Source organism: Desulfurellaceae bacterium, assembly GCA_021296095.1.
Lineage (GTDB): Bacteria > Desulfobacterota > Binatia > Bin18 > Bin18 > JAAXHF01.
The window spans coordinates 36,150-50,824 of sequence record JAGWBB010000007.1; the positions used below are offsets into that span (position 1 = coordinate 36,150).

The 14,675-nt window shown below is 61.2% G+C and carries 15 protein-coding genes; 4 read left to right on the forward strand and 11 right to left on the reverse strand.

Features of this window, described 5'->3' with window-relative positions; all coding sequences use genetic code 11:
• Positions 1 to 2: 2 nt before the first annotated feature.
• The 6 genes from J4F42_03255 to J4F42_03280 form a co-directional block, all read right to left on the reverse strand.
• Positions 3 to 1,607, reverse strand: coding sequence for a hypothetical protein (locus J4F42_03255; protein ID MCE2484506.1), 1,605 nt, complete (start codon positions 1,605 to 1,607; stop codon positions 3 to 5).
• 57 nt (positions 1,608 to 1,664) lie between these two features.
• Positions 1,665 to 2,174 (reverse strand): nitroreductase family protein, encoded by a 510-nt coding sequence (locus tag J4F42_03260; GenBank protein MCE2484507.1) that lies wholly within the window; start codon positions 2,172 to 2,174, stop codon positions 1,665 to 1,667.
• Between the two features lie 4 nt (positions 2,175 to 2,178).
• Positions 2,179 to 3,108, reverse strand: coding sequence for an LLM class flavin-dependent oxidoreductase (locus J4F42_03265; protein ID MCE2484508.1), 930 nt, complete (start codon positions 3,106 to 3,108; stop codon positions 2,179 to 2,181).
• A 108-nt stretch (positions 3,109 to 3,216) separates the two neighbouring features.
• A complete protein-coding gene (locus tag J4F42_03270; protein MCE2484509.1) occupies positions 3,217 to 4,212 on the reverse strand; it encodes a YncE family protein in 996 nt (331 codons plus the stop codon).
• Positions 4,213 to 4,552: 340 nt separating this feature from the next.
• Positions 4,553 to 5,953, reverse strand: a complete 1,401-nt coding sequence (asnS, locus tag J4F42_03275) for an asparagine--tRNA ligase (GenBank protein MCE2484510.1) — start codon at positions 5,951 to 5,953, stop codon at positions 4,553 to 4,555.
• Positions 5,954 to 6,001: 48 nt separating this feature from the next.
• Complete coding sequence (locus J4F42_03280; protein ID MCE2484511.1) at positions 6,002 to 7,642, reverse strand: NAD(P)/FAD-dependent oxidoreductase; 1,641 nt, start codon at positions 7,640 to 7,642, stop codon at positions 6,002 to 6,004.
• A gap of 165 nt (positions 7,643 to 7,807) precedes the next feature.
• Between J4F42_03280 and J4F42_03285 the strand changes: the two genes are divergently transcribed.
• The 4 genes from J4F42_03285 (at position 7,808) to J4F42_03300 (ending at position 10,705) form a co-directional block, all read left to right on the forward strand.
• The gene (locus J4F42_03285; protein MCE2484512.1) at positions 7,808 to 8,281 is read left to right on the forward strand and encodes a hypothetical protein; all 474 of its coding nucleotides are present in this window, start codon (positions 7,808 to 7,810) and stop codon (positions 8,279 to 8,281) included.
• Between the two features lie 817 nt (positions 8,282 to 9,098).
• A complete protein-coding gene (locus tag J4F42_03290; GenBank protein MCE2484513.1) occupies positions 9,099 to 9,821 on the forward strand; it encodes an EcsC family protein in 723 nt (240 codons plus the stop codon).
• Positions 9,818 to 10,468: a hypothetical protein gene (locus J4F42_03295; protein MCE2484514.1), complete on the forward strand. Its 651-nt coding sequence runs from the start codon at positions 9,818 to 9,820 to the stop codon at positions 10,466 to 10,468. The genes J4F42_03290 and J4F42_03295 overlap by 4 nt, the downstream gene beginning before the upstream one ends.
• 12 nt (positions 10,469 to 10,480) lie before the next feature.
• The gene (locus tag J4F42_03300) at positions 10,481 to 10,705 is read left to right on the forward strand and encodes a type II toxin-antitoxin system MqsA family antitoxin (GenBank protein ID MCE2484515.1); all 225 of its coding nucleotides are present in this window, start codon (positions 10,481 to 10,483) and stop codon (positions 10,703 to 10,705) included.
• Positions 10,706 to 10,819: 114 nt separating this feature from the next.
• Here J4F42_03300 and J4F42_03305 read toward each other — a convergent pair whose 3' ends face one another.
• The 5 genes from J4F42_03305 to J4F42_03325 form a co-directional block, all read right to left on the reverse strand.
• On the reverse strand, positions 10,820 to 11,164 hold the full coding sequence (locus tag J4F42_03305; protein ID MCE2484516.1) for a hypothetical protein: 345 nt from the start codon (positions 11,162 to 11,164) through the stop codon (positions 10,820 to 10,822).
• Entirely contained in the window at positions 11,151 to 11,339 is a 189-nt protein-coding gene (locus J4F42_03310) for a hypothetical protein (protein MCE2484517.1), read from the reverse strand. The genes J4F42_03305 and J4F42_03310 overlap by 14 nt, the downstream gene beginning before the upstream one ends.
• Before the next feature lie 97 nt (positions 11,340 to 11,436).
• The gene (locus tag J4F42_03315; protein ID MCE2484518.1) at positions 11,437 to 12,081 is read right to left on the reverse strand and encodes a histidine phosphatase family protein; all 645 of its coding nucleotides are present in this window, start codon (positions 12,079 to 12,081) and stop codon (positions 11,437 to 11,439) included.
• Complete coding sequence (locus tag J4F42_03320) at positions 12,082 to 13,299, reverse strand: CoA transferase (GenBank protein ID MCE2484519.1); 1,218 nt, start codon at positions 13,297 to 13,299, stop codon at positions 12,082 to 12,084.
• 28 nt (positions 13,300 to 13,327) lie between these two features.
• The gene (locus J4F42_03325; protein MCE2484520.1) at positions 13,328 to 14,605 is read right to left on the reverse strand and encodes a CoA transferase; all 1,278 of its coding nucleotides are present in this window, start codon (positions 14,603 to 14,605) and stop codon (positions 13,328 to 13,330) included.
• Positions 14,606 to 14,675: the final 70 nt, after the last annotated feature.

Here is a 14,675-nt window from a genome sequence, read left to right on the forward strand (position 1 = left end):
CTTTACATCCGAAACACGCCGACCTGATGGTCGGCAATGGGGGCGTTCAGCGCCATGGCCAGGCTCAGCCCCAACACGGTCCGGGTCTCTTGCGGATCGAGAATGCCGTCGTCCCACAGGCGGGCGGTCGAATAGTAGGGGCTGCCCTCCTGTTCGTATTTGGCCAGGGTCGGCGCGCTGAAAGCCTGCTGTTCCTCATCGGTCATGGTCTCGCCCGCAGCCGCCAGCTGTTGCAGCTTGACCGTCAGCAGCACGCCTGCGGCCTGCTCGCCGCCCATCACCGAGATGCGTGAATTGGGCCACATGAACAGCAGCCGGGGCGAATAGGCGCGGCCACACATGCCGTAGTTGCCGGCCCCGTTTGAGGCGCCGATGATCACGGTGAACTTCGGCACCTGGGCGTTGGCCACCGCGTGGACCATCTTGGCCCCGTCTTTGGCAATCCCGCCCTGTTCGTATTTTTTGCCGACCATGAAGCCGGTGATGTTTTGCAGGAACAGCAGCGGTACCTTGCGCTGACTGCACATCTCGATGAAATGGGTCGCCTTGAGCGCCGACTCCGAGAACAACACCCCATTGTTGGCCACAATACCGACCAGATAGCCATGAATACGGGCGAAGCCGGTCACGATAGTCTGGCTGTAGCGGGGCTTGAACTCGTGCAGGCGGCTGCCGTCGACCAGGCGGGCAATGACCTCGTGCACATCGTACGGCACCCGGGTGTCGTGGGGGATCACGCCGTACAGTTCGGCCGGATCGTAGGCCGGGTCCTGGGGCGCCTCGCGGTCGAGCGGAAATTTCTCGGAACGGGGGAAATTCTCAAAAATCGAACGGGTGATGGCCAGGGCGTCCTCGTCATCCTCGGCCAGATGATCGGACACCCCCGAGATGCGGGTGTGAACGTCACCGCCGCCCAACTCCTCGGCCGACACTTCCTCGCCGGTCGCCGCCTTGACCAGCGGCGGGCCGCCCAGAAAGATGGTCCCTCGATTCTTGACGATGATATTTTCGTCGGCCATGGCCGGCACATACGCCCCGCCGGCCGTACACGAACCCATGACCACGGCGATCTGGGGAATGCCCTGGGCCGACATGCGCGCCTCGTTGTAAAAGATCCGGCCGAAGTGCTCGCGGTCGGGAAAAATATCGGCCTGGAACGGCAGGTTGGCCCCGCCGGAGTCCACCAGGTAGACACACGGCAACCGGTTCTCCTGGGCAATCTCCTGGGCGCGCAGATGTTTTTTGACGGTGATCGGATAATACGTGCCGCCCTTGACCGTGGCGTCGTTTGAGACGATGACGGCCTCCCGCCCCTGGATCAGGCCGATGGCGGTCGCAATGCCGGCCGACGGCGGGTCGTCGTACATGCCGTCGGCGGCCAGCGGCGAGAGTTCGAGCAGCGGAGTGTTGGGATCGACCAGAGTCTCAATCCGCTCGCGGGCCAGGAGTTTGCCGCGCGCCTTGTGACGCTGGCGGGACGCTTCCGAGCCGCCGAGCTGGGCCTGGACGAGCCGTTCTTTGAGTTCCGACACCAGACCGCTCATGTGCTCGCGGTTGGCCTGAAACTCGGGGCTGCTGGTCTGAATTTTACTTTCGATACGATCCATGCTGGGGGTGTCTTTCTGACGCGGAACAGGTCGGCTTGGGAGCCACCGGCGCGCGTGTCAGCCCTGGTAGGTTTGGCCGTAGCGTTCGCCGTAGACGAGCCGACTCAGCCGTTTGCGGACTTTCTTGTGCGCCTGCTCCTCGGCTGTTGGATAGCCGAACGGCACCACCGTGATGAGTTCGGCCGCGTCCGGAATGCCGAGCAGGGCCTTGGCCTGGGGTCGGTTCAGCCCGCCCACCCAACACGACCCGACCCCCTCACTCCAGGCGGCCAGCATCAGGCATTCGACCGCCCGGGTGCCGTCCACCGGTGGGTTCTTGGCGCCCTCTACAGCGACGGCAATCGCCAGCGGCGCCTGGGCGAGAAAAGACCCGGACGAGGCCAGGGCGCCGAGTTGGGTCAGCGTCTGTTTGTCCTGAATGACGATGAACCGCCACGGCTGACGGTTGCGCTGCGAGTGCGCCTGCCGTCCGGCCTCAAGGATGGTGCGCACCACCGCGTGCGGAATCGGGTCGGGCAGAAAACCACGTACCGCCGGGCGGGTCCGAATGCAGTCGAGGGTATCCATCCGCTTATGCAAAGTGGGGAATCACGTCTTTCCCGTACAGCTCAACCTGCGGGATGAGTTCGTCCGGCGGCACGATCGGCCACAGGACAAACTTGGAGCAGCCGACATCGACGTAGGACTGGACCTTGTCAATACACTCTTCCGGCGTCCCGATCGCACACCGGGCAACCATGGCTTCCTGGGGCAGGGGAAAGCCCTGGAGAAACCGACCGGCAATGTCCTGGGCGCGTTTGCGGTCGGTATCGACACAGGTCAGGATCAGCACCCCGGCCTCGCGGGGGTCGATCTCGCGTCCGTACTGGTCGCCGTAGGCGTGCAGTTTGTCCATCCCAGCCCGGAATTCGTCCGGGCTGACAAACGAGGGAAACCAGCCGTCGCCGTAGCGGGCGGTGCGTTTCAGAGCCTGATCGGTCTTGCCGCCAATCCACACGTCGAGCGTGCCTTTTTTGGGCCGGGGCTCGATAGTGACATCCTCGAACTGATAGTACTGGCCCTCAAAGCTGACGTTGGGCTCGGCCCACAGCTTGCGCATGACCTGTACGCCTTCTTCCATGCGTCTGGCGCGCTCGGACGGGTCGATCCCGCTAGCCAGACAGTCCTTGGGGTTGGCCCCGATGCCGACCGCCATGATGACCCGGTTCTTGCCGCCCGAGATATAGTCCAGGGTGGCGTAGGTTTTGGCAACCTGAACGGGGTCGCGGGCGGGCAGGGTGAGAACGCTCGGGCCCATCTTGATCTTCTTGGTTCTGGCCGACCAGGCCGCCATCACACAGCTGGTATCGAGCGAAGGGTTGCGCGACACCACATGATCGGACAGCCAGATTGAATCAATACCGACCGCTTCGGCGCTGACCGCATAATTGATGACTGTATCCGGGTCTGGCATGCCGAGTTCCCAGAGCCCGAAGCCGATTCCAATCTTTGTTCCGCCCATGTGTACGCCTCCCGTTGCGGGTCTGGCCGGTAGCTTACCAGAAAGAGCGGGGGGGAGGGAAGGCGCTTGCGGTCTGGAGCGGATTCGCCGCAGGCAGCCCGTGCCGCTTCAGCGCGGCGGCGCGGCCGGGCCGATGAAGTGTCCGAGCGCGATAGGTGCGCCGGCGACCGGAATCAGCGTTTCCAGCACCTGGTGGGTCCTGACCTCGATGATGGCCAGCGCGTTGCTGGCCTGGGTGACGTAGACCTGTGAACCGTCGGGATGGACGCTGATGCCGGCCGGGGCGTGGGCGGTCGGGATCGGAGGACCGAACTCGGCGTGGCGGGTGGTGCCAATCACGGACACCGACCGGCTGGTATTATTGGTGACGTAGACGTAGGCGCCGCTGGGATGGACGCTCAGTCCAAACGGCCGGTTCTGAACCGCAATCGGGCTGCCGACAGGACTGTGGTTTGCAGTGTCAATGACCGATACGCTGTCGTCAATCCGGTTCGCTACATACAGGTGAGAGCCGTCGGGATGAATGGCGATGCCGAAAGGAGCGCGTCCGACCGGGACGGTCTGGGGCCGGACGGTGTGGCTGCGGGTGTCAATGACCGACAGCGTGTCGTCGCTGCTGTTGGTCACGTAGACGGTCTCGCCGTCGGGATGGACCACCAGGCCGGTCGGGGCTCGGCCGACCCGCAGCCGGGTGCTGACCGGAGGCTGGGCCGCGGTATCGACAACCGACACGCTGGCCGAGGCGTTGTTGGCGACGTACACAAAGCGACCCGTGGGATGAACACCCACCCCGAACGGCTGGTCACCGACCCGGACCGCCGGGCCAAGCGTGGTGTGGGTCGCGGCGTCAATAATCGACAGCGTGCCGTCGAACTGATTGGTCACGTATATCCGGCTGCCGTCCGGGCTGACCGCCACCCCGGTTGGGCCTCGACCGACCGGAATCGGGTTGCCGTGTACGCTGTTGGTGGCCAGGTCGATGACCGATACGTTTGCGGTCGTTCGGTTCGGGATATAGGCGAAGGGCGCGGCCTCAAGTGCGGCCGTCCAGCCCCACCACAGGAACGAGGCAAGCGCCGCAGCTGTTGTTGTTGCTCTCCCCATGCTAGACTCCCCATCATGAACGCACGTCAGAGGGAATTCGTCTCCAAATATTTGTCTGACGTGAGCAAGGGGCTCTTACTTGCCGTCGCGGTTGGAGCGGCAACGGACAGACTCCGATTAACGTACATTGCGCTGTATTTGCTCTTGGCCGGATACACGTTTGCTGCCGCCTATTTGCTGGAGGGGCACCGTCATGATGCCGACTAACACCTTGGAGTGGCTCGGACTCGTCCTTTTCGTGCTGGCAACGCCCGTCTTCTTCTGGTTTCTCCTCCTCGAGTTGAAACAACGGGGGATTCGGAACCCCAAAGACCGCCACGCCTGAGAATTCAGGTTCTCATCAAAACGCCGCTGAACCCGGGGTGCGGGGAAACGGAATCACGTCGCGGATGTTCTTCATGCCCGTCAGATACATCATCATCCGCTCCAGGCCGAGGCCGAAACCCGCGTGGGGCACGGTACCGTATTTGCGCAGCTCCAGATACCACCAGTAGTGGTCCTCCTGGAGGCCCTGTTCACGGATGGTGTTGAGCAGGACATCGTGGCGCTCCTCGCGCTGGCTGCCGCCGATGATTTCGCCGATCCGCGGCACCAGGACATCCATGGCCCGGACGGTGCGGCCGTCGTCATTTCTACGCATATAAAAGGCTTTGATGTCCTGCGGGTAGTCGGTCACGATGATCGGCCGCTTGAACACCTCCTCGGTCAGGTAGCGCTCGTGCTCGGCATGGAGATCCACGCCCCACGAAACGGGAAACTCCCAACTCCGGCCCTGGTCGGTCGCCCGCTCCAGCAGCCGGATCGCCTCAGTGTAGGCCACCCGCTCAAACGGGCTGCCGACCACATGTTCCAGGGTTTCCAGCACGCTGTTGTCGATGCGCTGGTTGAAGAATTCCAGGTCGGACTGGCAGCTGTCGAGCACCGCGCCGATGACGTATTTCAAGAAATCTTCGGCGACCCGGCAGTTGTCGTCAAGATCGCAAAACGCAATCTCCGGTTCGACCATCCAGAACTCGGCCAGGTGGCGCGGGGTGTTGGAGTTCTCGGCCCGAAACGTCGGCCCAAAGGTATACACGTTGGAGAAGGCCAGGGCGAAGATCTCGGCTTCGAGCTGACCGCTGACCGTCAGAAAGACCGGCTGGCCAAAAAAGTCCTGGCTGTGATCGATCTCCCCCGACGGCGTACGGGGCAGGTTGAGCAGGTCGAGGGTGGTGACGCCGAACATTTCGCCCGCGCCCTCGGCGTCCGAGCCGGTGATGACCGGGGTGTGAATATACAAAAAGCCCCGCTCCTGAAAAAAGCGATGAATGGCAAACGACAGCGCGTTGCGCACCCGAAAGACAGCGCCGAAGGTATTGCTGCGCGGCCGCAGATGGGCGATCTCGCGCAGAAACTCCATGCTGTGGCCCTTTTTCTGGAGCGGATAGCTGGCCGCGTCGGCAGACCCATAGACCTGGATGGCGTGGGCTTGCAGCTCGACCGCCTGGCCCTTGCCGGGAGAGGCGACCAACTCACCCGTCACCCGGACGCAAGCGCCGGTGGTCGCCCGGTCGAGCGTGTCATCGGCAATCCGGTCGGCGTCGGCCACGACCTGAAGCGTCTCAAAACACGAGCCGTCGTTCAGCTGGAGAAAGTGGACCCGCTTGCTGCGGCGGTGGGTTCTGACCCAGCCCCGGGCCTCGACTGCGGTGCCGACTGGCTTGGCCAGCAGGTCACGTATTGCCCCGCCTGTCTCAATCATCCCGTCTCTCCTTGTGTCTGAGGGGAGGAGCGCTGTCTCCGAGCTAGCCTACTGACTCAGCCGAAACCCTGCATAGCCCCTGGTCGCTACCTCGTCGCACTTGTCCCGATAGGCGGGCGAACCGCCGGCGTACATCAGGAAAGTCCGCTTCTTACCGGGAATATTCGCCCCGACAAACCACGAGTCAGTATGCAACAAAAGGGTGTCGGCCGCCACCTCGTTGACGTGGGCGGTCCACACGTCTTCGGCCTCGGGCGTGGCCACGATGCGGCGATAGTCGTGCTCGCGCATATGGCGCAGGCAGTCGGTCACCCACTCGACGTTCTGCTCTATACAGCGCGGGATATTGCAAAAGGTGGCGCCGTTGTGGGGGCCGACCAGGGTGAACAGGTTGGGGAAGCCCGCGCTCTGCAAGCCCAGATAGGTGCGCGGTCCCTCGGCCCACTTGTCCTTGAGCGTGTGTCCGTCCTGCCCGCGAATGTCGATCCTGTCAAAGGCGCCGGTCACGGCGTCGAAGCCCGTGGCGTAAATGATCGTGTCAAAGGCGTACTCGGCAGCGCTGGTCTTGATCCCCTGCGGGGTGATGCGCTCAATCGGTGTCTCGTGGAGATCGACCAGCGAGACGTTGTCCCGGTTGTAAGCCTCGTAGTAGCCGCTCTCCAGGGGCACCCGCTTGGTGCCGAACGGGTGGTCTTTGGGCACCAGCTTTTCCGCCACCGCCGGGTCTGTGACCCGCTCGCGGATCTTGTTGCGGACGAACTCGCTGAACGTGGCGTTGGCCTCAAGATCGGTCATGATATCGCCAAAGTTGCCCAGCCATTTGCCGAAACCGGGCTGGGACCACAGTTCCTCATAGCGGGCCAGCCGCTCTTCCTCCGAGAGTTCAAGCGCCGAGCGCGGGTCAAAGTCGTGGATGAAGCCACCAAAGGACGCGCGGCATTTCTGGAAGATTTCAGGATAGCTCTTTTTGATCTGCTGCTGGGTGTGCGGGTCTATCGGGCCGTTTCGTAAGGGTGCGCAGTAGTTGGCCGTGCGCTGAAAGACGGTCAGCTGGCCGACCTGCTTGGCGACTTCGGTGATGAGTTGGACCGCAGTTGCCCCGGTGCCGATGACCGCCACCCGCTTGCCGCTGAAGTCCCGACCTTCCTTGGGCCACTGGGCGGTGTGAAAGCTCTCGCCCTCGAAGCTGTCGCGTCCGGCAAAATCCGGGATATACGGCGCAGACAAGACCCCGATGGCGGTGATGAGAAAGCGCGCCCGTGCCTGCCGGCCATCGTCGGTCTGGACCTGCCAGCAGGTGGTGGCCTCGTCATACGTGGCGGCGGCAACGCGGGTGCTGAACCGGATGTCGCGGCGCAGGTCGAATTTATCCGCCACGTAGTTGAGATAGCGCTCGGTCTCCGGCTGGGGGGAGAAGTGCTCGCTCCAGTCCCACTCCTGCAAGAGTTCTTCGGAGAACGAGTAGCCGTAGCTGTAGCTCTCGGAATCGAAACGCGCGCCAGGATAGCGGTTCCAGTACCAGGTGCCGCCCACCCCGGTGCCGCTCTCATACACCCGCACCGACAGCCCCAGCTCCCGCAGCCGGTACAGCTGATACAGCCCGGCAATACCGGCGCCAATAATGATCGCGTCAAACTGCTCGTCCGGCCCCGTGTCGGCCGCCTGCGTGGTCTGTGAAGAAGTCGCCATAGCTCGCCTCTCTCCTGCCTGTGAACGTGTCTCCCAATGCTTCGGCCGCAACGCCCTGAATACTACGTGCTCCCACGGTGCAGGACAATCGCCCTGAGGGGTGTTGCAATTTGTCCATGGCCGTGCCTTGATGCTCCCAATGCAATGTCTATATAGGATGATGATGTGAAAAAGAAGGAAACGTCAGTGAAAGCGAAGCTGGAGGCAATTCAGAAGACGCTAGCAAGGCTGGGTGTGGAATCTGGGCCAGCCAACTTAGCCAGAATTTTCGGAGTTGCTCAGTCCTCGATATTTCGCTGGCTGAACGATGAGGTCCAGCCGAGAGGGAAGCAAGCGAAACGCATTGATCTATTGTACCGGACAGCCCGTGAAGTAGAAGCTGGAACTGAGGGAGCTGAGAGAATCCTGAAAAATCTCGTCAAGCCGAGGCCAATGATGGGTTTGGGAGTTGGTGCGGTCGCCACCGGTGCGAGCCTATTAAGTTTAGGTCTGGTTGGTGCGGTCGCCGCAGCCGGGCTAGGTTGGCTGCTTGCCGACGAGGAAGACGCTGATATCCAGGGGACAGATGACAGCCGCGAGGAAGACGGCAGTGTCTCGCAAATCACTGACAAGTCCAGCACCCGGCGGTATGTACAATAATGCGAGGAAGACGGCAGTGTCTCGCCGCAGCCGGCAAACGGTACCAGCCGATTCGGAGGAACTGAGAAGGGAGGCCCCAGTGAAGATTGTGGCGCAGATAGTTGTGGCTGCATTCGTAATTGTTCCTGGGCTAGCGTTGGCCGACCCTTACTATCTGCCGTACTCCAGGCTCTACAGTAGCCCCTTGTACACGAGCCCAGCATTGCCGGACTACACGTACAAATCGTACAGCGATGGCTCTCGCCCAGACGGTTACGGTCGATACACCTATAAATACAGAGACAGTTTTGGTAACCGCCATAAGAGCAGGACACGGGTGCTGCCCGGTGGTACGACCGCGACCAAGGGCAAATACCGCAGTTCGCCTAGAAGCCGATTGTGGCCGGACTACACGTACAAGTCGCAGAGTAAGAGCTACCATATCGGCCGTTACCAGCGGCATACGTACAAGTACAAAGACAGTCTCGGCAATCGCCACAAGGGGACAATTGAGCGATTTCCCGGTAGCACTGTCAGGCACCAGGGCAAGGTCAACGGTAGAAAGTTCAAAGAGACGTACCGCATCCGGTAATCAACCGTCTCGGGCAACGTGTCTTCTCATCGCTTCGACTGCAACGCCTCAGATACTACGCGCTCCCACGGTGCAGGACAATCGCTCTGCTGGAGGGGGACGGCTCGTAAGGCGTGGATCAAAAATTTAAATTTGAGTCTTGACAAGAAGAGAGGCATCTCCTAATATCCTCCCATTGGAAGCTCCCTATGGGATGTATATAACTATGAAAAGTGCAATCTGGCACGCAAAGGAGGAGGTGTCAACATGAAGGCGCTGCAAGTTGTCCAGACAATCGCGGCTTACGGTATAGATGGCGTAGGACCACTGAGTTCAGCGAAGGAGCTTGCCCAGGAATATCTTAATGATAGCTCCTACTCCAGCAACGATGAGCGGGTGGACGCTCTTATCCGTTGGGAAACAAGTAAAAATTTCGGCTCAGGCTTCTTAACTGGTCTTGGCGGTCTCACAACACTGCCCGCCAGCGTCCCAGCAGCGCTGGGAGCCTCATGGGCCATTCAGGCTCGTATGAGCGCTGCGACCGCAGTGATCCATGGTTATGATGTCCACGAAGATCGCGTTCGGACCTTCGTTCTTTTGACATTGCTGGGCGATGCCGGCAAAGAGGTTATGCGACAGGCCGGAATCAAAATCGGCCGGCGCGTGACTCTTGCGCTGATAAAAAAGATTCCTGGACGGGTGTTGATCGAAATCAACAAAAAAGTTGGTTTTCGATTACTGACCAAGGCCGGGGAACGGGGAGTCGTCAATTTTACTAAGGCAGTCCCGATCATCGGAGGGCTTGTTGGTGGAACGGTTGACGCAATAGCTTGTCAAGTAGTTGGCCAGTTCGCAAAGAAGTGCTTCGGCTCTGAGCTTTCTCCGAGGGCTTTGCTCTTTGATGTGGAGCAGCCACACGCTACGGCCGACTACTATCAACTGCCTCAGCTGACCCCGTCTGCTCGGCTTTCTAAGGAAAATCTTTTATGAGTGTAGAACGTCTTGAAAAAATTCGTCGGTCGCTTCAGCGGGGATATGCGACACACTTCGAAGGGCCCAAAGACACTCCTGAGGAGCGGTTCATCGTTGAGAAATTCATCGTGCAGGAATTGTTACGCTCAATGAAATCGAGGGGCGAGGAACAATATTTTGGCCCCGTTCGACCTCCATCCCTCGGTGATCCACCAGACTGCGTGGTTTCTGACGGCGACGGTAAGCCGGTAGCTGTCGAAGTTACAGAATTTGTGTCGGAAGAGGCGATTAAGAGAAATTGGAGGATAAAGAGAGATCCGCAAAAGACGTGGCGGGACTCCATCTATCGACGCTGGGAGCCGAATGAGGTAATCGAGAAGATCAAGCGTATCATCCGAAAGAAGGACGGTAAGACATTCAAGGGTGGACCCTACGCAAAGAAAATTCTTCTTATCTTCACTGACGAAGACGCTCTCATCAGTGGGCGCTTTGAATACAAGAAGCTTTTCTCAGAACAATCATTCGGACCAGTTGATCAGATTGATGAGGTGTACTTTTTGTTCTCTTACGTAGGAGAGGCTCACCCTTACTACCATCGTGATAATCCCCTCTACGATGCGAAATTTGATCAAGGATATCCATATATCAAGTTATCTCTGAAATAGAAAATTCACGTTATGAAATGCGCTATTTGCCAGCATGGACGGACTGCGGATGGCTACACGACCATCGTCCTGGAACGCGCCCAGACAACCGTAGTCTTCAAGAAAGTCCCGGCAAAAATCTGTAGCACTTGCGGGGAAGAATACGTTTCCGCTGCGGTGAATGAAGCCCTTCTTCGCCAAGCTCAAGAGGAAGCAAGACGCGGCGTCGCCCTTGAGATGCTCGACTTTGCCGCATAGAAGGCAGCGAATCGCACGGCTATTGAGAGAGGAAGGCGGGTTGTGCCCCGCTAACTCGCCCCATGACCTGCGTTCATGCCGTCTAAAATTCGCCAAGACGAGGCTTGGAACAGCTCACGAAAATCGCTCCCAGGCGGCTTGCCGACTCACACCCAGAGCCTTTCCGATTTGTGTCCAGGTGACCCCTCTCTTACGGAGGGTGTGGACATGCTGCTTGAGGGTGTCTGCCACCGAGCGAACAGTGACGGCCGCCGGGCCTAGAGTACGCAGGAGTTCAGCATCGGTGAGAGAATCCCAGCCCGGAAAGACCGGGGCTGCCTCGCCGTCCAGGATGTTGTTACACACCGCCACGCAGACGTCGCAGATATAGACCCCTGGCCCGCCAATGAGCTTGCTCACGGTCTCTGAATCTTTTCGGCAGAAGGAGCAGAACAGAAGGTTCGTCTCAGTGGTTGCCATGAGCGTCGCTCGGCTGGGGTGGGGCTGCCTCGCTGTCCAGGATGTTGTTGCACACCTCGACGCAGGCGTCACAGATATAGACCCCTGGTCCGCCAATGAGCTTGTTCACGGTCTCTGAGTCTTTTTGGCAGAAGGAGCAGTAAAGCAGCGCTTCCTTTTTTGCGCTTGCTGGCATAGTGGCCTCCTCGCAGTTGATGAGTCAAGGATATCTTGACGTTTGAAGATTGTCAAGGTTACCTTGACATGGTCCGGTTGCGGGGACAAATCCTGGCTCAGCGCAGCCGGTCCGCTAGATGATGCCGGTCGTTCAGCGAGGCCAGGCGCCACAGCGAAAATAAGCCAAACTGACTGAAGACGATGGTGCTGCGTGACGCCAGGTCGATCTTGAGGTGGTGGATGTTGCCCAGGTCGAGGCCGAGCGCCGCGCACAGAATCGTGGCAATCGTCATCGTGTGACTCACCACTACCACCGAGCCGTCACACGCCTGCTCGCGCAGCCGATCAACAACCGGCCAGGCGCGGCTCTGCAAGGTTTCCAAGGTCTCGCCGCCCGGCGGTGGGGTGTGGGCCGGGTCTTGTTGCCAGCGGTGGAAGAACTCGGTGTGTTCGCCCAGCAGCTGCGCGCCGGTCAGGCCCTCAAGCTCGCCCTGATCCCACTCCCGCAGGGCGGCGACGGTCTCACAGCCCAGGCCGTGCGGCTCGGCAATCCGGCGCGCGGTTTCCAAGGCGCGCTGCAGGGGGCTGGACAGAATCAGGCCGGGACGCTTGGCGGCAAAGGTGGCGGCGACCGCCTCGGCCTGGCTCAAGCCTTTTGGCGTCAGCGGAATATCGGTGATGCCCTGGCAGCGTCCGTCACGGTTCCACTCGGTCTCGCCGTGACGGACCAGATGCACAGTCAGCGGACCCTGGCTCGGCATTCAGTAAATGACCTTCTCCTCGGTCAGTTGGGCGATCTCCGACTCGCTCAGGCCCAGGATTTCTCCAAACACATAGGCGTTGTGCTGGCCCATGACCGGGGCGGGCCAGCGTAGTTCACCCGGAGTCTTGGACAGGTGAAACTGATGGCCCTCATAGGGAGACGGCCCCATCTCCTTGTGATCGAGATACTGGAACATGTTCCAGGCGGCCAGGCGCGGGTCCTGGTGCAAATCCAGGCAGTTCTGGACCACCCCGGCCGGAACGCCGGCCTGCTGCAAGCGGTCCGCCGCAGCCTCGGCTTCCTGCTCGGCCGCCCAGGCGCCGAGCACCTCGTCGAGCGCCTCGGCGTTTTCGAGGCGCTCGGTCTGGGTGGCAAAGCGCACCTCATCGCCCCAGTCGGGCTTGCCCAGCACGTCGAGCAGGCCCTGCCACTGAGCGTCGGTGCTGACCGAGACGGCCAGCCAGCGGTCTTCTCCCTGACATTGGTACACCCCGTGCGGGGCGGCACGAACCGAGCGATTGCCCTCGCGGTTCAGCACCCGACCGTTGACCCGGTAGTCGAGCAGGGCGGGTGATAAAAAGTGGAGGGCGGCCTCGTACTGGGCCATGTCGATGTACTGGCCCTTGCCGGTCCGTCGCCGGTAGTCGAGCGCCGCCATGAGCGCGGTCGCGCCAAAACGGGGGGCGATGAAGTCGGTGTAGGCGCCGTAGGGCGGGGCCGGGTCACGGTCGGGCCAGCCCGAGATATGGTAGTAGCCGGTCAGCGAGGCCATCAGATTGCCGAAGCCGGGGTAGAGCGCGTGGGGTCCGGTCTGACCCTGCTGACAGGTAGACAGCATGATCAGCTCGGGATTGAGCTTGCGCAGGTTCTCATAATCCAGTCCCCAGTTGCGCATCGCCTTGGGGGTAAAGCTCTCCAGCACAACATCGGCCCAGGCGATCAGCTGCTTGGCCAGTTCCTGCGCCTTGGGCTTGCTGAGGTCGAGGGTGATGCCGTGCTTGCTGGTGTTGAAACTGGCAAAGAACTGGCTGCGGTCGAGGCCGGGCTGGCCGTCCGTCCAGGGCGGGGCTTGGCGCAGAATGTCGGGCCGGGCGTGGGACTCGACCCTGACGACTGTCGCCCCATGGTCGGCCAGGTATTTGGCGGTAATGGGGCCAACGCCGACCCAGGCGAAGTCAGCGACTTTGATGCCTTCGAATGCGTAACGGCGCTCCATGCGGTGTCTCCTCAAAAGCGGTGGCGGCTCAGACGGCTCCGACCGTCCGCAGGACGGCCAGCTTTTCCCGGCCATAGCCCAGCAGTTCGCCGTAGACCTCGGCATTGTGCTCCCCGATGTGCGGGGCGCGCCCGGCGACCGACAGCGGGGTGTGGCTGAGTTTGGCAAACGGCCCCGGATAGGGAATTGTCGCGCCCAGATCTTCGTGCTCGACCGGCACGAAAAATTCGCGGGCGGCCAGCTGCTCGCTGGCGGTGATGTCTTCCGCGGTGGCGACCGGGGCGAGCAGAATGCGCCGCTTCAGGGCGCCGGCGTAGATCTCGGCCTTGGTCAGGGTCTTCAGAAACGCGGTAATCGCCGCCTCAATCTCGTCAATCTCCTTCTGGACCTCGTCGCCCCTGGCGTTCATGAAGGTGGCCGGTCCCCACTGGGTCCAGTCTTTGTCGAGCATCCACTGCGGGGCCAGGCCTTTTTCGTCCATCCAGCCGATGAATGCCGTGAGCGACGGGGTGAGGGGGCCGCCGGCGACCAGCAGCGTGATATAGCCGTCCTTGCACGGAAAGACGAGGCGTTGGCGCATGCCCTCAGAGCCGGCAAACACGCCGTTACGCTCGACCGAGTTGCCGTGCAGGATCGGAAACGCCTGCTCGTTCATCAGCGTCCAGACCACGCAGGCCTGCATGTTGACCACAACGTGTTGGCCCTCGCCGCTAATCTCACGCGGATAGTGGGCGGTCATCGAGCCGACCGCCGCTTCGGCGCTGGCGTGAAAATAGCTCTGCAACAGGTTGATGCGGGCCGGCCCGCGGTCCTTCTCGCCCATGATGGCCATGGCTCCGCCGGTTGCCCAGGCGATCAGGTCGTCAGCCTGCTGGTCGCGCCCGGCTTCGGTATCGCCAAACGGGGTAATCGAGGTCAGGATGATGCGCGGGTTGCACTGCGACAGGGCTGCGTAGCCGAGACCCAGCTCGTCCAGATAGCCGACCGGAAAGGTCTCGATCACAAAGTCCGAGACCGCGACCAGATCGCGCAACACGGCCCGCCCGTCGGCCGTTTCCAGGTCGAGGGTGACGCCTTTTTTGCCGGCGTTATAGGCGAACCAGAACAGGCTTTTCTCGGGGTCCGCCTCGTCGTGATAAAAGGGCGGCAGGCTCCGCGCCGCGTCCCCGCCCGGCGGCTCTATCTTAATCACCTCGGCGCCCATATCGGCAAACATTTTCCCGCACAGCATGCCTTTTTCGTCGCTCAGGTCGAGAACCCGGTAGCCGGCCATCAGCGCGCTGCGCCCTGGGGCGGATGTCGTCATTGCGTGGCTCCTTGTCGGGTGTGGAATCGGCGCCGCAGTCCAGGCGCTGGGCGAACTCTAGTGCTGAACC